Annotated in this window: 14 protein-coding genes and 1 pseudogene; 12 read left to right on the top strand and 3 right to left on the bottom strand. The window is 70.6% G+C overall.

Features of this window, described 5'->3' with window-relative positions:
* Window positions 1-6: 6 nt before the first annotated feature.
* Complete coding sequence (locus ABZT74_RS00200; protein WP_356170535.1) at window positions 7-987, bottom strand: ATP-binding protein; 981 nt, start codon at window positions 985-987, stop codon at window positions 7-9.
* A gap of 101 nt (window positions 988-1,088) precedes the next feature.
* Between ABZT74_RS00200 and ABZT74_RS00195 the strand changes: the two genes are divergently transcribed.
* Entirely contained in the window at window positions 1,089-1,913 is an 825-nt protein-coding gene (locus ABZT74_RS00195) for an oxidoreductase (RefSeq protein ID WP_355882246.1), read from the top strand.
* A 445-nt stretch (window positions 1,914-2,358) separates the two neighbouring features.
* Here the strand turns inward: ABZT74_RS00195 and ABZT74_RS00190 are convergent, their stop codons facing one another.
* On the bottom strand, window positions 2,359-3,192 hold the full coding sequence (locus ABZT74_RS00190; protein WP_355882243.1) for an HAD-IB family hydrolase: 834 nt from the start codon (window positions 3,190-3,192) through the stop codon (window positions 2,359-2,361).
* A 572-nt stretch (window positions 3,193-3,764) separates the two neighbouring features.
* Here ABZT74_RS00190 and ssd point away from each other — a divergent pair.
* From ssd to ABZT74_RS00155, 7 genes and pseudogenes are all read left to right on the top strand, one after another.
* Window positions 3,765-4,859, top strand: coding sequence for a septum site-determining protein Ssd (gene ssd, locus ABZT74_RS00185; RefSeq protein WP_356432570.1), 1,095 nt, complete (start codon window positions 3,765-3,767; stop codon window positions 4,857-4,859).
* 299 nt (window positions 4,860-5,158) lie between these two features.
* On the top strand, window positions 5,159-6,472 hold the full coding sequence (locus tag ABZT74_RS00180) for a TadA family conjugal transfer-associated ATPase (RefSeq protein ID WP_356432567.1): 1,314 nt from the start codon (window positions 5,159-5,161) through the stop codon (window positions 6,470-6,472).
* Entirely contained in the window at window positions 6,459-7,334 is an 876-nt protein-coding gene (locus tag ABZT74_RS00175; RefSeq protein ID WP_356432564.1) for a hypothetical protein, read from the top strand. The genes ABZT74_RS00180 and ABZT74_RS00175 overlap by 14 nt, the downstream gene beginning before the upstream one ends.
* Complete coding sequence (locus tag ABZT74_RS00170; protein ID WP_356432561.1) at window positions 7,331-8,122, top strand: type II secretion system F family protein; 792 nt, start codon at window positions 7,331-7,333, stop codon at window positions 8,120-8,122. Before ABZT74_RS00175 ends, ABZT74_RS00170 begins: the two co-directional genes overlap by 4 nt.
* A gap of 141 nt (window positions 8,123-8,263) precedes the next feature.
* Window positions 8,264-8,434: a DUF4244 domain-containing protein gene (locus ABZT74_RS00165; RefSeq protein ID WP_355882228.1), complete on the top strand. Its 171-nt coding sequence runs from the start codon at window positions 8,264-8,266 to the stop codon at window positions 8,432-8,434.
* A complete protein-coding gene (locus ABZT74_RS00160) occupies window positions 8,421-8,825 on the top strand; it encodes a TadE family type IV pilus minor pilin (RefSeq protein ID WP_356432558.1) in 405 nt (134 codons plus the stop codon). Before ABZT74_RS00165 ends, ABZT74_RS00160 begins: the two co-directional genes overlap by 14 nt.
* Window positions 8,826-8,926: 101 nt before the next feature.
* A pseudogene (locus ABZT74_RS00155) lies at window positions 8,927-9,247 on the top strand (Rv3654c family TadE-like protein); the annotation flags it as partial.
* 508 nt (window positions 9,248-9,755) lie between these two features.
* Here the strand turns inward: ABZT74_RS00155 and ABZT74_RS00150 are convergent.
* Window positions 9,756-12,209, bottom strand: a complete 2,454-nt coding sequence (locus tag ABZT74_RS00150; protein WP_356432555.1) for a DEAD/DEAH box helicase — start codon at window positions 12,207-12,209, stop codon at window positions 9,756-9,758.
* 80 nt (window positions 12,210-12,289) lie between these two features.
* Between ABZT74_RS00150 and bldG the strand changes: the two genes are divergently transcribed.
* The 4 genes from bldG (at window position 12,290) to ABZT74_RS00130 (ending at window position 16,811) form a co-directional block, all read left to right on the top strand.
* Complete coding sequence (bldG, locus tag ABZT74_RS00145) at window positions 12,290-12,643, top strand: anti-sigma factor antagonist BldG (protein WP_037625427.1); 354 nt, start codon at window positions 12,290-12,292, stop codon at window positions 12,641-12,643.
* Window positions 12,644-12,741: 98 nt separating this feature from the next.
* Window positions 12,742-13,179, top strand: a complete 438-nt coding sequence (locus ABZT74_RS00140) for an ATP-binding protein (protein WP_355882218.1) — start codon at window positions 12,742-12,744, stop codon at window positions 13,177-13,179.
* A gap of 403 nt (window positions 13,180-13,582) precedes the next feature.
* Complete coding sequence (locus ABZT74_RS00135; protein WP_356432552.1) at window positions 13,583-15,991, top strand: sodium-translocating pyrophosphatase; 2,409 nt, start codon at window positions 13,583-13,585, stop codon at window positions 15,989-15,991.
* A 229-nt stretch (window positions 15,992-16,220) separates the two neighbouring features.
* Window positions 16,221-16,811, top strand: coding sequence for a small secreted protein (locus tag ABZT74_RS00130; RefSeq protein ID WP_355882212.1), 591 nt, complete (start codon window positions 16,221-16,223; stop codon window positions 16,809-16,811).
* The last annotated feature ends 147 nt before the right edge of the window (window positions 16,812-16,958 follow it).

Genomic DNA, 16,958 nt, shown 5'->3' with positions numbered 1-16,958 from the left:
GGCTGCTCAGGCTGTGGCCAGCGGGCTCTCACCCAGCACGAAGGCGGGGTCGACCTGCTCCGTGAGGTCCTCCCCGGTCCTCGTGTTGCCCCAACTGGCCGCGTTCTTCAGGTGGAAATGCACCATCTGACGCGTGTACCGATCCCAGTCGCGCAGCTCGTAGGTGGCGTCGGCGGCGGTCTTCAGGCGGGAGAGGGACTGCCTGTTGACCTCCTCCAGGAGCTCGAACCGGGGCGGCCGGCCCTTCTCCATGGCGCGCACCCAGTCGGAGTGTCCGACCGTCACCAAGAGGTCGTCGCCGACCTCCGCGCGCAGGAAGTCGATGTCGTCCTGGCCCTGCACCTTGTTGCCGACGACCTTGAGGGTGACGCCGAAGTCCTGGGCGTACTCCTTGTACTGGCGGTAGACGGAGACCCCCTTCCGGGTCGGCTCGGCGACGAGGAACGTGATGTCGAAGCGGGTGAAGAGTCCCGACGCGAAGGAGTCGGAGCCGGCCGTCATGTCGACCACGACGTACTCGCCGGGGCCGTCGACGAGGTGGTTCAGGCAGAGCTCCACCGCGCCGGTCTTGGAGTGGTAGCAGGCAACTCCCAGATCGGCCTCGGTGAACGGGCCGGTGACCATCAAACGGACCGTGCCGCCGTCGAGTTCCACCGGTCGCGCGCAGGCTTCGTACACCGGGTTGGTCTCGTCGATCCGCAGCAGCCGCGACCCCTGGCCGGGCGGGGTTGTCTTGATCATCGTCTCGGCGGAGGTGATGCGCGCATTGGAACCGCGCAGGTAGTCCTTGATGAGGGGCAGTCGCTCACCCATGGCGGGGAGGGCCGCGGCCTCCGTCTCCTCAAGGCCGAGTGCGGGCCCGAGATGCTGGTTGATATCGGCATCCACGGCGACGACCGGAGCCCCTGAGGCGGCGAGGTGACGGACGAAGAGCGACGACAGGGTGGTCTTGCCGCTGCCGCCCTTCCCGACGAAAGCAATTTTCATGTTCACCAAGAGTAGTGCGTTGATCGCACTCTGTGGTCGCACTGCGTGAAGAAGACCACTCCTTCGTGGGGTGCGGCCGTGAGGTGCGTAGGGTCGTACTCATGAGTACGACAGGTGCGACCGCCGATCCGCTCGCGGCGCTGGCCTCGCTTCCCGGGGTGGCCGAATCCGTTGAGTCCGTCCGCAAGGCCGTGGACCGGGTCTACGGGCACCGCATCATGCGGCGCCGCAGCAACGAGATCACATCCGAGGCGGCGCTGCGTGGTGCGCGCGGTTCGGCGGCGGTGTCCGGAGCCGACTGGGCTCTCGAAGAGGTGCGCCGACGGACCGACTTCAGCTCGGACGACGAGGCGCGCACAGTCGGCGCGGCCCTGCGGCTGACCGCCGAGGCGGGGCAACTCCTGTCCATCTGGCGGCAGTCGCCCCTACGGGTACTGGCCCGGCTGCATTTGGTGGCGGCGGCGGACCAGGGTGACGACACCGGTCGGCCGCGGCAGCGCGGCGAGCGGGTCGACGAGCCCTTGGTGGAGCTGCCGCTGCCGGACGCGGACGAGGTCGCCGGCCGGCTCGAAGGCCTCTCGCAGCTGATCATCGCCGGTGGTTCCGCGCCCGCGCTGGTCACGGCGGCCGTCGTGCACGGTGAGCTGATCGCCGTGCGCCCCTTCACGTCCCGCAACGGTCTGGTCGCGCGCGCGGCCGAGCGCATCGTGCTGATCGGCAGTGGTCTCGACCCCAAGTCGATCTGTCCGGTGGAGGTCGGTCACGCGGAGCTGGGCCGCGCGGCCTATCTGGCGGCGCTGGACGGCTATGTCTCCGGCACGCCGGAGGGCATGGCTGCGTGGATCGCCCACTGCGGCAAGGCTGTCGAGCTGGGCGCGCGGGAGTCCGCGGCGGTCTGCGAGGCGCTTCAGCGAGGCGCGGCCTAGCGTGACAGGCTTCCCGGTCCGCGGGCCGGGAAGGGGACACACCCTGGACAGGGTTGCGGCGGTACGAGGTCTCGTACCGCCGCTGGCATGTTCACCGGGTTACCAAGCGTCCTCGGATGTTGCCCATCAGGTCGGGAACTTCGGCCCGTCACCTGGTGCGGCTGGCCCGTAATCGACGGGTCGACGTCGCGTGGGTGCTCGATGTCCATGCTCGGTCCGTGGGGCCTTGTTGCGTTCAAAGGTGATCCTCGCGGATGTCCTTGGTCTCGCGGGCCGTTAACCCCTTTGTACTCCTGGTCCGGAGGAAGCGGAACCCCTGGCCACACTTCTTTACTTTTAGGTTCAAAGGGTGGGAAAAGGGCGCTCGCGGGCTGCACGCGCACGCGTGGCGCTCGCTTCGGGGCTCGCGCGAGACGTGTGTGCCCGCCCCCTGGGGCGGGGTTGTTCACACCACCGCGGCGCGGCGCCGGCTCGCGTACCAGACGAGCCCGGCCGTGGCGGCCGCCGCTCCTATGGCCGCGGCCGCGACCAGGGCCGGCCGGGGCGGTACGGACAGGTTGGGCAGCCGCTGCTTGAGGCGGACGGGGCGGTGGAAGTCCAGGATCGGCCAGGAGCGGGCGACCGCCTCACGGCGCAGGGCGCGGTCGGGATTCACGGCGTGCGGGTGGCCGACGGACTCCAGCATCGGCACGTCGGTCGCCGAGTCGCTGTAGGCGTAGCAGCGGGAGAGGTCGTAGCCCTCGGACGCGGCCAGGTCCTTGATCGCGTCGGCCTTCGTCGGCCCGTACGCGTAGTACTCCACCTCGCCCGTGAAACAGCCGTCCTCGCCCACGACCATGCGGGTGGCCACCACGCGGTCCGCGCCGAGCAGTTCACCGATCGGCTCGACCACCTCGGCCCCGGACGTGGACACGATCACGACGTCGCGTCCGGCGGTGTGGTGCTCCTCGATGAGCGAGGCGGCCTCGTCGTAGATGATCGGGTCGATGAGGTCGTGGAGCGTCTCGGCGACGATCTCCTTGACCTGCTGGACGTTCCAGCCGCGGCACATCGACGACAGGTACTTGCGCATACGTTCCATCTGGTCGTGGTCGGCACCACCGGCCAGGAACACGAACTGGATGTACGCGGTGCGCAAGGCCGCCCTGCGGTTGATCAGTCCGCCTTGGTAGAACGACTTGCTGAACGTGAGCGTGCTCGACTTCGCAATGACCGTCTTGTCCAGGTCAAAGAAGGCGGCTGTACGGGGCAAGGAGTGGCTTTCCACAAGGTTGAGCATAGGGCCCACCATTCGGCGTAAGGTGAGGCGCGTGGGTTTGCCTGAGAAGGCTCTCGGGTACACCATGGAAGTCACGGATCGTTCGCGACCGTGCTAACCCGGTCCGGCTCCTCCCCCCCCGAGTCGGCCGTGGGGACGACCCCCGCTCTCCCCCCCGGCGGGGGTCGTCGCATGTCCGGATGCTTTTCCTTCCCTCTTCTGCGCGGCCTCGGAGCCCTTCGGCACCGTTCAGGCCGCGCTTTTTTCATGTCCATGATTCATGACTGTGTGTAGTCATGAGGCTGCTCTGTGGAAGATATTGAGAGCTCACCGGTATGAGTGAAGGCGATATTCACAGCCACTGAGTTGTCCACAGTTTTCGACCAAGATCCACACGATTTCCGGGATCGCTGCACCGTGATTCCCACGCGCTCCGCTCGCCGCCAGTTCATGGCGGGTTCCGTTTGTCGGACGCGTTCGGCCGGTTCGTATCGGCCGTTCATATGGAGGCCGCCGGCCGGCTCTTCATACGGGCGTGAATCGCGGGGTCCTGGAGGGCCCCGCGCAAGAAGCAGCGAAGGGGGCTGGAGATCGTGGCGGGAACCATCACACACGACCGGCCGCCCACCGCCGAGGGGCGGCAGGGCGGACCGTTGATCGTCACCGAGGACGTCGAACTGCTCGACGACCTGTTGCGCCTTTGCGCGGCGGCGGGAGCACGGCCCGAGGTCCATCACGGGATTCCGGAACGCAGGGACAGCTGGGAGGCGGCCCCCCTCGTCCTGGTGGGCGACGACGCCGCTCCGCGGGTGCGCGGGGCCACCCGGAGAAGGGGGGTCGTGCTTGTCGGCCGGGATCAGGACGATTCCGGAGTCTGGCGACGAGCCGTCGAGATCGGGGCCGACCACGTCCTGATGCTGCCGGACGGCGAGCAGTGGCTGGTCGACCGCATCGCCGACGTGACCGAGGGCATCGGCAGGCCCGCCCTCACCGTCGGCGTCCTCGGCGGCCGCGGCGGTGCCGGCGCGTCCACGCTGGCCTGCGCACTCGCCCTCACCTCGGCGCGCCAGGGAAGGCGCACCCTGCTCGTGGACGCGGATCCCCTGGGCGGCGGACTCGATGTACTCCTGGGCGGAGAGGCGGCCGAGGGACTGCGCTGGCCTGCCTTCGCCGCCTCCCGCGGCCGGGTCGGCGGCGGGGCCCTGGAGGAGTCTCTGCCCGAACTGCACGCCCTCCGGGTCCTCAGCTGGGACAGGGGTGACGCGGTCACCATCCCGCCGCGAGCCGTACGAGCGGTACTGGCCGCCGCCAGACGACGTGGCGGCGCGGTCGTCGTCGACCTGCCCCGCCGCATCGACGAGGGGGTCGCCGAGGTCCTCTCCCAGCTCGATGTGGGGGTGCTGGTGGTCCCGGGCGATCTGCGCGCCATCGCGGCGGCCGGGCGAATGGCGTCCGCGGCCGGCATGGTCCTGCGCGATCTGCGGGTCGCGGTGCGGGGCCCGTTCGCCCCGGGGCTGGACGACCGCGAGGTCGCTCGACTGCTCGACCTGCCCCTGGTGGGTGAAGTGCCTGAAGAGCCCTTCCCGTTGGACGGCGGCCCGCCGCCCGGGAGTGTGGCCCGCGGGCCACTGGCCCGGTTCTGTGCGGCCTTCTGGGAGCGGATTGCGGTCGAAGGAGGGGGCGTATGAGCTGGGACGCGACGACAGGCATGGACTGCGGAGCGGGCCTCGAAGGTCGACAGGGCAGGGGGCCGCTGGATCCGCGCCAGGGCTTGCCGTACGGGCGGACGGACGCGCGGGACGGCCCTGCGTACGCGTCGCCCACGGGGACATCGGGTGCGCGACCCGGGGACGGCGCGGGGGCGTACGGGAGTCGGATGGCCGGCACGACAGATGCGAGGGGCTTACCCCGAGGCTTTCCGACCGGCAGGGCGGAAGCGTGGGCCGCGGCCGGAGAGGCGCTCGGAACACCGGGGGACACATGGTCCGTGGCCGACGAGCCCGCCGAGTTGCTGGACGGAGTGCGCCGGTGGCTCGCCGAGAGCGGTTCCGAACCGACCCCGGCGAGGGTGGCGCAGGCACTGCGTGCGCAGGGCCGGGTGCTCGGGGATGCCGAAGTCCTCGGTGCGGCTGACCGGTTGAGGTCGGAGCTGGTCGGCAGCGGCCCCCTCGAACCGCTGCTCGCCGACCCGTCGGTGACCGACGTCCTGGTGTCGGCACCCGACCGGGTGTGGGTGGACCGGGGTGGCGGCCTGGAGCTGACATCCGTCTCCTTCCCGGACGCGGCAGCCGTACGACGTCTCGCGCAACGGCTCGCGGCCGTGGCGGGCCGAAGGCTCGATGACGCCCGGCCGTGGGTGGACGCCCGGCTGCCCGACGGGACACGGCTGCACGCGGTGCTGCCACCCGTCGCCGTCGGGTCCACCTGCCTCTCCCTGCGCGTCGTGCGGCCGCGTGCGTTCACGCTCGAGGAACTGGTCGCGGCGGGGACGGTGCCACCGGGAGGGGACCGGGTGCTCAGAGCGCTGTTGGACGCGCGGTTGTCCTTCCTCATCAGCGGAGGCACGGGGTCGGGCAAGACGACCTTGCTCAGCGCGCTGCTGGGTCTCGTGGGCCCCGGTGAGCGGATCGTGCTCGCCGAGGACTCGGCGGAACTGCGGCCCGACCATCCGCATGTGGTGCGCCTGGAGGGGCGTCCGGCCAACCAGGAGGGCGTCGGGCTCGTCGCGCTCCAGGACCTGGTCCGACAGGCCCTGCGGATGCGCCCGGACCGGCTGGTCGTCGGTGAGGTGCGCGGCCCTGAGGTCGTCTCGCTGCTGGCGGCGCTGAACACGGGTCACGAGGGCGGCTGCGGCACGGTCCACGCCAATGCGGCGGCGCAGGTTCCGGCCCGCCTGGAGGCGCTGGGTACCGCGGCAGGGCTCGACCGGGCGGCTCTGCACAGCCAGTTGGCGGCGGCGTTGTCCGTGGTGCTGCACCTCGTCCGGGACCGGGCGGGCCGACGCCGGATCGCCGAGGTGCACGTCCTCGAACGCGACCCGTCGGGGCTGGTGTTCACCGTGCCGGCCCTTCGGTGGGGCGATGAGGCCTTCGCGTACGAGCGCGGCTGGGAGCGGTTGCGGGGGCTGCTTCGGGACGGCGGACAAGCCCATCAGGGGCCGATTCGCATCGACGCGCGGGGAGTTCACGGGGTCGAGGGCGCTACGAGAACTGCTAGGGCCCCTGCGGCAACGGGCCGAGAAGGGGGCGCACCCGCGCCCGGTGGCCGGGAGGCGGACGGAGAGTGGGATGGCGATCGGTGAGACGGCGAATGTGCACGTGAGTGCCGCCATGGCGTGTGCCGGGATCGCGGCCTGGCTGATGAGCGGGCGCGGCGCGGAAGCGCGCAGGGCGCGGCTGCTGCTGGCGGGCGGCGTGGCCGAGGGGGTCGGTCCGCCCCACCGGGAGCGGGCCGGCGCCGAGTGGAGGCGCCTGCGGGCACGGATGCGGCCTGAACTCTGGTCGCTCGTGGCCGGGTTGGTGATCGCGGTGATCGGCTCCTCGCTGGTGCCTCTTCTCCTGGGGGCGGCCGGAGTCCCGTTGCTGGGCCGGGTGAGGCGGGCGTCGGAGGCGCGGCGGGAGAGGGAGCGGCGCGGCGACGCGGTGATCGCCCTGTGCGGTGCTCTCGCCGGTGAGGTGCGGGCTGGACGGCAGCCGGGTGAGGCGTTGCTCGGAGCGGCGCGCGACTCGGACGGGCTCGGTGGCGGGCAGCCGATGGTGCTGGCGGCGGCCCGGTTCGGAGGGGATGTGCCGGGTGCGCTCACGGAGGCGGCTCGTCAGCCCGGCGCCGACGGTCTGGTGGGACTCGCCGCGTGCTGGCGCGTCGCCGTGGACCGGGGTGCGGGACTCGCAGCGGGGCTGGACCGGCTGGAGGGTGCGCTGCGTGCCGAGCGTGATCAGAGAGCGGACATGCGGGCGCAGTTGGCGGGCTCCCGTTCGACGGCCTCGATGCTCGCGGGCCTTCCGGTTCTCGGTCTTCTGCTCGGCACGGCGCTCGGCGCCGATCCGCTGCACGTGCTGCTGCACACGGGTCCGGGGCTGGGGTGCCTGCTGGTCGGCGGGGTGTTGGAGGGCGTGGGCCTGTGGTGGGCGCTGCGGATCGTACGAGGAGCGGAGGCGACATGAGTCTGGACGTTGTCCACAGGCTGGGGGCGGCGGTGTGCGGGGTGCTCCTGCTCGGATCGTCCGCCCGGTGGATCGGGGCGGTGCGGCGCGAGCGAAGGATGCGCGGACGGCTGGCCGTGCTGCTGGCCCTGGAGGCGCCTCCACCGCGACGGCGTTTCGACCTCGGCGGCTCCGGCCGCAGGTGGCTGTCCGTGCCGGCCGCAGTGTGTGTGGGCTGGATCCTGGTCGGCGGTCTCGTCGGGGCTGTGGTGGGCCTGGCGGCCGGCGTCGGGATCCGGTGGTGGCGGGAGAGGAAGCTGCGGAAGGCGGCCGGGGATCCCGTCGAGTACGACGAAGCCGTGGCGGCCCGGCAACTCCCGCTCGCCGCAGACTTGGTGGCCGCTTGCATCGCGGCCGGTGCGAGTCCCGTGACGGCGGCGCAGGCGGTGGGTGAGGCCCTGGGCGGACCGGTGGGCGAGCGGCTGGCACGAGGTGCGGCGGAGGTGCGGCTCGGGGGTGAACCGGTCGAGGCGTGGCGGAGGTTGGCGTCGATACCGGGTGCCCAGGGGCTGGCGCGGCTGCTGGAACGGGCGGGTGACTCGGGCGTGCCGGCGGCCGTGCCGGTCGGGAGGCTCGCGGCGGAGGCCCGCGCCGAGTGGGGCCGCACGGCGACGGCACGGGCACGCCGGGCTGCCGTCATGGTCACCGCGCCTGTGGGGCTGTGCTTTCTCCCCGCGTTCCTCGCGATCGGCGTACTGCCCGTGGTGATCGGGCTGGCCGGCGGGCTGCTGAAAGGAGGTGCCGGCTGACGGACGGAGGTGGTGACTGACGAAGACAGGTGGACCGCGGCACGTGGACCACACGACAGACAGGGTTCGACCTTACGGGGGTTGGAAATGCGCAGGACGGTACGGGTTCTGAGGCGAGGACGTACGCGGACGCGGGCGTGGATGCTCGCACGACTGGTGCGCAGGGACGCGGGGATGGTGACGTCCGAGTACGCGGTCGGAGTCATCGCGGCGGTGGCCTTCGCCGCCGTGCTCTACAAGGTGGTGACGAGCGGGCAGGTCAGCGAGGAACTGCAGGGCATCGTGGGGCGGGCACTCAATGGCCAGACGTGAACGAGGGGAACGCGCGGCCCTGTTGAGGGAGAGCGGAGCCGGCAGGGACGGTGGTTTCGTGACCGCCGAGGCGGCGGTGGTCCTGCCCTCACTGGTACTGGTCGGGATCTCGCTGGTCTGGGCCCTGCTCGCCGCGTCCGCGCAGATCCAGTGCGTGGACGCGGCGAGGGCGGGTGCCCGGGCGGCGGCACGCCAGGACTCGCAGGAAGCCGTCGTGGCGACCGCTCGGCGAGTAGCCCCCGCCGGCGCCAAGGTCACGGTGAGCCGTGAGACGGACCTGGTCAGGGTGACGGTCGACGCGCGGACGCCGGGCCCCACGACGCTCTCCCTGGGGGTCGGCGACGAGGCGGTGGCGCTGGCGGAGGAGACGGTGGGGGTGAGCGGACGATGAGCAGGCGGAGCGCCTGGCGGGACAGGCGCCGGGGACGGAGCGAGACGGGAGGTGACGAGAGCGGGGGTAGGGCCCGGGAGAGTGCGAGGAGGGGAAGGCCCTCCGACCGAGGGTCGGCCACCGTGTGGACGGTCGGCGCGATGGCCGCACTCTGTGCCGTGTTCGGTGTGGTGCTGGTGATGGGACACGCCGCCGTGGCGCGGCACCGGGCGGCAGGGGCAGCCGATCTGGCGGCCCTCGCCGCGGCCGACCACTGGAGCGACGGCAGCGTGGCCGCGTGCGCCCGCGCGGACCGGGTGGCCCGGGCGCAGAACGCTCGGCTCGTCCGGTGTGCGGTCGAGGGGGAGATCTCGGATGTGACGGCGGCGTCGGAGGACGGACTGTTCACGTCCGAGGCCAGGGCGCGGGCGGGACCGCCGGGGACGGATGCCGCCGGTCCACCCGATACCGAAGCATCGGTACCGCCGGGGACGGAGTCCTCCGGAGGACCTGAGGCTTCTGCGCGGGCTGAGGCATGGCGACCGCCGAGGGGGGAGCCATCCGCGGGAACCGATGCGATCGAGGAGAGGGAGGCCCGCTTGGGGCCGGCGGTTGCCGCGGAGTCGGAGGAGAGAGCGGCAGCCGGGCCGGAGGAACAGCCATCCACGAGGGCGGAAGTGCCTGCGGGGCGGAAGGTCCCGACGAACTCGTAGTCGATACCGCCCGCGGTGCCGGTGCCGGTGCAGCTGCCCGTTCCGGAGGCGGAGGCGGCGCGGCCTGCTCGGCCACCGGCCTCGCGAGCGCCCATGGGAAATGCGGCGCTCGTGGCGGGACGCACGAGACCCTGACGAGCCGAGCCGAGCCGAGCCGAGCCGAGCCGAGCTGAGCCGAGCCGAGCCGAGCCGAGCCGAGCCGAGCCGAGCGGGGCGGGGCGCCGCGGGGCGGGCGGCGTCACTCGTCCGGCGCAGCCCGCAGGAGTTCTGTGAGGAGGCGTACGGCGCCTCGCTTGTGCAGGGGGTCGTTGCCGTTGCCGCACTTGGGGGACTGGATGCAGGAAGGGCAGCCGGCTTCGCACTCGCAGGAGGCGATGGCCTGGCGGGTGGCGATGAGCCACGAGCGCGCCGTGTGGAAGGCGCGCTCGGCGAATCCGGCGCCGCCCGGGTGGCCGTCGTAGACGAAGACGGTGGGCAGGAGCGTGTCCGGGTGGAGGGGGACCGAGACGCCGCCGATGTCCCAGCGGTCGCAGGTGGCGAAGAGCGGCAGCATGCCGATGGAAGCGTGTTCGGCGGCGTGCAGGGCGCCGCCGAGGATCTCCGGGTTGATCCGCGCCGCGTCCAGCTGGTCCTCGGTGACCGTCCACCAGACGGCGCGCGTACGGAGTGTGCGGGGAGGGAGGTCGAGCTTCGTCTCGCCGAGCACCTCGCCGGTGATGACACGGCGACGGAGGAAGGAGACGACCTGGTTGGTGACTTCGACGGAGCCGTAGCACAACCGTCCGTCGCCCCAGGGGACTTCGATGTCGGTTTCGAGAACGGCGATGGAGGTGGTGTCGCGGGCGACCGTCGAATACGGGGGGCTGGCCTCCTCGACCAGGGCGACGGAGTCCTCAAGGTCCAGTTTGCGCACCAGGTACGTGCGGCCCTGGTGCAGGTGGACCGCGCCCTCGTGGACCGCCGTGTGCGCGGCACCCGCGTCGACCGTGCCGAGCAGCCGCCCGGTGCCGGACTCGACGACCTGCACCGGGGTGCCGCCCCCGCCGCGGATGTCGGTCAGGTCGGCGGCCCGTTCGCGGCGCGTCCAGTGCCAGGCCGTCGCCCGGCGGCGCAGCAGCTTCGCGGCCTCCAGCTGCGGCAGCAGATCGGCGGTGGCGGGGCCGAAGAGTTCGAGGTCGGCGTCGGTCAGGGGGATCTCGGCCGCAGCGGCGCACAGGTGCGGGGCGAGGACGTACGGGTTGTCGGGGTCGAGGACGGTGGATTCGACCGGTTGGTCGAACAAAGCCTCGGGATGGTGGACGAGGAAGGTGTCCAGCGGGTCGTCGCGGGCGACGAGGATGGCCAGCGCGCCCTGCCCGGAGCGGCCTGCGCGGCCCGCCTGCTGCCAGAGCGAGGCACGGGTGCCGGGATAGCCGGCGATGACGACGGCGTCGAGGCCGGAGATGTCGACACCTAGTTCGAGGGCGGTGGTGGCGGCGAGGCCGAGGAGTTCGCCGGAGTGCAGGGCACGTTCCAGGGCGCGGCGTTCCTCGGGGAGGTAACCGCCCCGGTAGGCGGCGACGCGCCGGGCGAGCGAGCGGTCGACCTCGGCGAGGCGTTCCTGGGCGATGACCGAGACCAGCTCGGCGCCACGCCGGGACCGTACGAAGGCGATCGAGCGCATGCCCTGGACGGTGAGGTCGGTGAGGAGATCGGCCGTTTCGGCGGTTGCCGTACGCCGGACGGGTGCACCTTTCTCACCGTGCAGTTCGGTGAGCGGGGGCTCCCAGAGGGCGAACACCAGTTCTCCGCGAGGGGAGGCGTCGTCGGCGACCTCGACGACCGGGAGGCCGGTCAGACGGCGGGCCGCGACGGCGGGTTCGGCGGCGGTCGCGGAGGCCAGCAGGAAGACGGGGGAGGCCCCGTAGCGGGCGCACAGGCGGCGCAGGCGGCGCAGCACCTGGGCGACGTGGGAGCCGAAGACACCGCGGTAGGTGTGGCACTCGTCGATGACGACGTAGCGCAGGGAGCGCAGGAAGGAGGCCCAGCGGGGGTGGGAGGGCAGTATCCCGCGGTGCAGCATGTCGGGGTTGGTCAGGACGTAGTTCGCGTACTGGCGAACCCACTCGCGTTCTTCGAACGGCGTGTCGCCGTCGTACACGGCCGGGCGTATCGCATTGCCGAGCGGTTGTGAAAGTTCCTTCACGGAACGCCGCTGATCGGCTGCGAGGGCCTTCGTGGGCGCCAGGTACAGCGCGGTGGCTCCACGGCCGTTCGGCGCCTCGGAGCCGTCCAGGAGGGCTGTGAGGACCGGGACGAGGTACGCCAGGGACTTGCCGGAGGCGGTGCCCGTCGCGACGATCACCGATTCGCCGTCCAGGGCGTGCTCGGCGACGCGGGCCTGGTGGGCCCACGGGTGTTCGATACCCGCGGCCTGCACCGCGGCGATGACCTCCGAACGGATCCGGTCCGGCCAGACGGCATGGCGACCCGCTCGCGGGGGCAAGTGCTCCGTATGAGTGATGCGCGAAGCCCGGCTCGGCCCCGAGGCGAGCCGGTCCAGGACCGTACTCGGCGAGGGGCGGGAAGCTGTGTCCGTCGAGGATCGATCGGATCGGTGATTCTTGGCCATCGGCATCGAGTGTGTCACTGGCGTGACGGACAATGGACCCAAGGCGTCGTGCACGCCTGCCGGTAAGTGATTGAATGCCATCGCGGCTGGCGAACCGTCCCGGGGGCTCTGCCGAGGTGTCCCATGGGGCGACCGCTCGATAGCAAGGTGCTGGAGGATCCGTGGACCTGTCCCTGTCGACTCGCAATGTGTCCGGCCCCAATGGCGACCGTACGGTCGTCGAGGTCGGCGGCGAAATCGATGTATATACCGCGCCCAAGCTGCGCGAGCAGCTGGTCGAGCTGGTGAACGACGGCAGCTTCCACCTCGTCGTCGACATGGAGGGCGTGGACTTCCTCGACTCCACCGGTCTCGGCGTGCTGGTCGGCGGCCTGAAGCGCGTCCGTGCCCACGAGGGCTCGCTGCGTCTGGTCTGCAACCAGGAGCGCATTCTGAAAATCTTCCGTATTACCGGTCTCACCAAGGTGTTCCCGATTCACACCTCGGTGGATGAGGCGGTCAACGCGACCGACTGACCACCGGTCTCCCGGGTTCCGGCCCGGGCTCGAGAAGTGGGAGGCCGGGCCCGCGGCCCGGCCTCCTGACAGCACGCCCGTAGTTCAGAGGGGGATGCATGGCCACCGTTGAACTCCGCTTCAGCGCGCTGCCCGAGCACGTCAGGACCGCCCGACTGGTGGCGGCAGCGGTGGCGCGCAGGGCCGGAGTGGACGAGGCCGTACTCGACGAGGTCAGGCTCGCTGTCGGCGAGGCCTGCTCTCGTGCCGTCGGGCTGCACCAGAGCGGTGGCATCTCGGCTCCCGTGCATGTGTCGCTGATCGAGGAGGAGAAGCAGTTCTCCATCGAGGTCGGTGACGAGGCGCCCGGTTCGGTGCCCGGTGGAGCGGCGTCCGGCGCCGCCTCCGGCGGCCCGGATGTGGAGACCGAAGAGGACGAGATGGGCCTCGCGGTCATCAGCGGTCTCGTGGACGACGTGGAAGTCATCGCCGGAGAGAACGGCGGACTGATCAGGATGAGCTGGCCCACCACGCCGCCGGCCGTGGCTCTTACCTGACAACCGCCCCTCTTTTTTCTTGCCCCGAAGGGCCCTACTCGGTGGGGCCCTTCGGCATGTCCGGGGTCCCGCGCGGCGCCCCGCTCCGCCGCGTCCGCCGTTTCCCTCAGGACCCTTCCGCCACGTCCGAGGCATGTGCCGCGTCGGCACGCGCCCTGTAGGGCGGCTGTACGGGTGATCGCTTACGGCCTTTCGTGAATTCATTCACGATCAGTGGCGTGATATCTGGATCACGCGTCAATGCCTCAGAGGCATTACTCCATTCGGGCCCTGTGGCGCTCGGCGATCATTTGCTGAAGAGTACGTCAAGATTAATTCCGCTTACCGCCCACTGTTTTGATCAGGTTCCGGTACCTAGAATCCGTCCACATCTTGAGCTCAGCCCAAGCGTCAAGGAGGACGAATGGCGGGGCTTTCTACCCCTCAGCAGTTTGGCCATCCCACAACCCTCGCAGCCGCGGTCCTGACGGACGGCAACCGCCTCATCGTGGTGGTCATCGCCGTCGTCGCGCTGGCCGCGCTCGTGGTCGCGGGGATCCTGGTGCGCCAGGTTCTCGCGGCCGGCGAGGGAACCGACAGCATGAAGGAGATCGCGAAGGCGATCCAGGAGGGCGCCAATGCCTACCTGGGACGACAGATGCGCACGCTCGGCGTATTCGCCGCCGTGGTGTTCTTCCTGCTCATGCTGCTTCCCGCGGACGACTGGAATCAGCGCGCCGGCCGATCGATCTTCTTCTTGATCGGCGCGGCGTTCTCGGCGACCACCGGCTATATCGGTATGTGGCTCGCCGTTCGGAGCAATGTCCGCGTGGCCGCCGCCGCGCGGGAAGCGACCCCGGCAGAGGGTGAGCCCGAAAAGGATCTCACCGCGGTCTCGCACAAAGCCATGAAGATCGCTTTCCGTACCGGTGGCGTCGTCGGCATGTTCACGGTGGGGCTCGGTCTGCTGGGCGCCTCCTGTGTGGTGCTCGTGTACGCGGCCGACGCGCCGAAGGTCCTGGAGGGCTTCGGTCTCGGTGCGGCACTGATCGCCATGTTCATGCGCGTCGGCGGCGGCATCTTCACCAAGGCCGCCGACGTCGGCGCCGACCTGGTCGGCAAGGTCGAGCAGGGCATTCCGGAGGACGACCCCCGTAATGCCGCGACCATCGCCGACAACGTGGGCGACAACGTCGGCGACTGCGCCGGTATGGCCGCCGACCTCTTCGAGTCGTACGCCGTGACGCTCGTCGCCGCGCTGATCCTCGGCAAGGTGGCGTTCGGTGACGCCGGGCTCGCGTTCCCGCTGATCGTGCCCGCGATCGGTGTCCTCACCGCGATGGTCGGCATCTTCGCGGTGGCCCCCCGCCGCTCGGACCGCAGCGGCATGTCCGCGATCAACCGTGGGTTCTTCATCTCCGCGGTGATCTCGCTGGTGCTGGTCGCCCTGGCCGTCTACATCTACCTCCCGGGCTCCTACGGCGAACTGGACGGTGTCACGGACGCGGCGATCAAGGCCAAGAGCGGCGATCCACGTGTCCTCGCGGTCTTGGCCGTCGCGATCGGCATCGTGCTGGCCGCGCTGATCCAGCAGCTGACCGGCTACTTCACCGAGACCAGCCGCCGTCCCGTCCGGGACATCGGCAAGAGTTCCCTGACCGGCGCGGCCACCGTCGTCCTCGCCGGCATCTCCATCGGTCTCGAATCGGCCGTCTACACCGCCCTGTTGATCGGCCTCGGCGTGTACGGGGCGTTTCTGCTCGGCGGTACGTCGATCATGCTGGCGCTGTTCGCGGTCGCGCTCGCCGGAACCGGTCTGCTGACCACCGTCGGCGTCATCGTCGCGATGGACACCTTCGGACCGGTCTCCGACAACGCGCAGGGCATCGCCGAGATGTCCGGCGACGTCGAGGGCGCGGGCGCGCAGGTGCTCACCGACCTGGACGCCGTAGGCAACACCACCAAGGCCATCACCAAGGGCATCGCCATCGCCACCGCGGTCCTCGCCGCCTCGGCCCTCTTCGGCTCGTACCGTGACGCGATCACCACGGCGGCGAGCGACGTGGGCGAGAAGGTCTCCGGACCGGGCGCGCCGATGAACCTGATGATGGACATCTCGCAGCCCAACAACCTGGTGGGTCTCATCGCGGGCGCCGCGGTCGTCTTCCTCTTCTCGGGGCTGGCGATCAACGCGGTGTCGCGGTCCGCGGGCGCCGTGGTCTACGAGGTGCGGCGGCAGTTCCGCGAGCACCCCGGGATCATGGACTACAGCGAGAAGCCGGAGTACGGGCGTGTCGTCGACATCTGCACCAAGGACGCGCTGCGCGAACTGGCCACCCCCGGTCTGCTCGCGGTGCTCACACCGATCGCGATCGGGTTCACGCTCGGCGTCGGGGCTCTCGGTTCGTTCCTCGCGGGCGCGATCGGCACCGGCACGCTCATGGCCGTCTTCCTCGCCAACTCCGGAGGTGCCTGGGACAACGCCAAGAAACTCGTCGAGGACGGACACCACGGCGGCAAGGGCAGCGAGGCCCACGCCGCCACGGTGATCGGTGACACGGTCGGTGACCCCTTCAAGGACACGGCGGGCCCTGCGATCAACCCGCTTCTGAAGGTCATGAACCTGGTGTCGCTGCTGATCGCTCCGGCCATCGTCAAGTTCTCGTACGGCGACGACAAGAGCGTCGGCGTACGGGTGTTCATCGCGATCCTCGCCTTCCTGGTGATCGGCGGCTCCGTGTACATCTCCAAGCGGCGCGGGATCGCCATGGGGGACGAGGAGGACGACACCGACGGGGTCGCCAAGTCGGCGGATCCGGCGGCGGTTTCGTAGCTCACCCGACGCGCCCCCGGCGCGGCACGGGTTCGCGTGCCGGGTCGGGGCAGAGTCAACGGGCGGGCGCACGGCGTGTGTTGACACGTCGTGCGCCCGCCCTGTGTGTGTTCACTTCGGGGCCGTGAGCCTTCTCTCGCTTGGTGCAAATGGCTTCAATAAGGGTCTTAGCGGACATTCGGCATACTGGTGTAGCCCACTTGGCGTGTATGTTCCGGGGCCGAGAGCCATGGAAGGGACCAAACCGGTGAACAAGAAGCTCGCGGCCGCACTGTCCGGCGGTGCGGTACTGGTACTCGCGCTGTCCGGATGCAGCAGCGACGACGGCAACGACAAGCTGGACTCCTGGGCCAAGCAGGTCTGTGACGCGGTGAAGCCGCAGGCACAGAAGATCGAGGACGCGAACGCCGCGATCCAGAAGCAGACCTCGGACAACAGCACGCCGGAAGCCGTCCAGAAGACGGACGCAAAGGCCTTCCAGGACATGTCCGACGCCTACCAGGCGATCGGCACCGCCGTCGACAACGCCGGAGCTCCGGACGTCGAGGACGGCAAGACGAAGCAGACCAACGCGGTCAAGGAACTCAAGGGCATCTCGGCGTCGTACGCCGACCTGAAGAAGCAGGTCGACAAGCTCAACACCAAGGACCAGGCGAAGTTCGCCGACGGCCTCAAGGACGTCGCCACCCAGCTCGACAAGCTGAGCCAGAGCGGGAACGACGCGCTGAAGAAGCTTGAGGAGGGTGACGTGGGCAAGGCGATGTCGCAGCAGGAGAGCTGCAAGACCGCCTCGGGGAGCCCGGCGGCCACCCAGGGCTGAGAGCCGCTCGCGGTCGGCCTGGTCGGCATCCGGGGCCCGGAAGCCGCAAGGAGCCGCCCCGACGGACCCGCGAGGCGGAAGCCTTCCGTGCGCCGGCACGCCGAGAGCCTGACGCTCTCGACGTGCCGCGTTCGGCGGCCCCTTCGG

It is taken from the genome of Streptomyces sp. NPDC005302 (genome assembly GCF_040607345.1).
GTDB lineage: Bacteria > Actinomycetota > Actinomycetes > Streptomycetales > Streptomycetaceae > Streptomyces.
The sequence above is the reverse complement of the archived record's forward strand: the minus strand, read 5'-3'. Positions and strand labels throughout refer to the sequence as shown.

Excerpts from the sequence above, each read along its gene's own strand:
- ABZT74_RS00200 (WP_356170535.1), bottom strand. The coding sequence starts at position 987 with ATGAAAATTGCTTTCGTCGGGAAGGGCGGCAGCGGCAAGACCACCCTG.
- ABZT74_RS00195 (WP_355882246.1), top strand. The coding sequence starts at position 1,089 with ATGAGTACGACAGGTGCGACCGCCGATCCGCTCGCGGCGCTGGCCTCG.
- ABZT74_RS00190 (WP_355882243.1), bottom strand. The coding sequence starts at position 3,192 with ATGCTCAACCTTGTGGAAAGCCACTCCTTGCCCCGTACAGCCGCCTTC.
- ABZT74_RS00175 (WP_356432564.1), top strand. The coding sequence starts at position 6,459 with ATGGCGATCGGTGAGACGGCGAATGTGCACGTGAGTGCCGCCATGGCG.
- ABZT74_RS00170 (WP_356432561.1), top strand. The coding sequence starts at position 7,331 with ATGAGTCTGGACGTTGTCCACAGGCTGGGGGCGGCGGTGTGCGGGGTG.
- ABZT74_RS00165 (WP_355882228.1), top strand. The coding sequence starts at position 8,264 with ATGCTCGCACGACTGGTGCGCAGGGACGCGGGGATGGTGACGTCCGAG.
- ABZT74_RS00160 (WP_356432558.1), top strand. The coding sequence starts at position 8,421 with ATGGCCAGACGTGAACGAGGGGAACGCGCGGCCCTGTTGAGGGAGAGC.
- ABZT74_RS00150 (WP_356432555.1), bottom strand. The coding sequence starts at position 12,209 with ATGGCATTCAATCACTTACCGGCAGGCGTGCACGACGCCTTGGGTCCA.
- ABZT74_RS00140 (WP_355882218.1), top strand. The coding sequence starts at position 12,742 with ATGGCCACCGTTGAACTCCGCTTCAGCGCGCTGCCCGAGCACGTCAGG.
- ABZT74_RS00135 (WP_356432552.1), top strand. The coding sequence starts at position 13,583 with ATGGCGGGGCTTTCTACCCCTCAGCAGTTTGGCCATCCCACAACCCTC.
- ABZT74_RS00130 (WP_355882212.1), top strand. The coding sequence starts at position 16,221 with ATGGAAGGGACCAAACCGGTGAACAAGAAGCTCGCGGCCGCACTGTCC.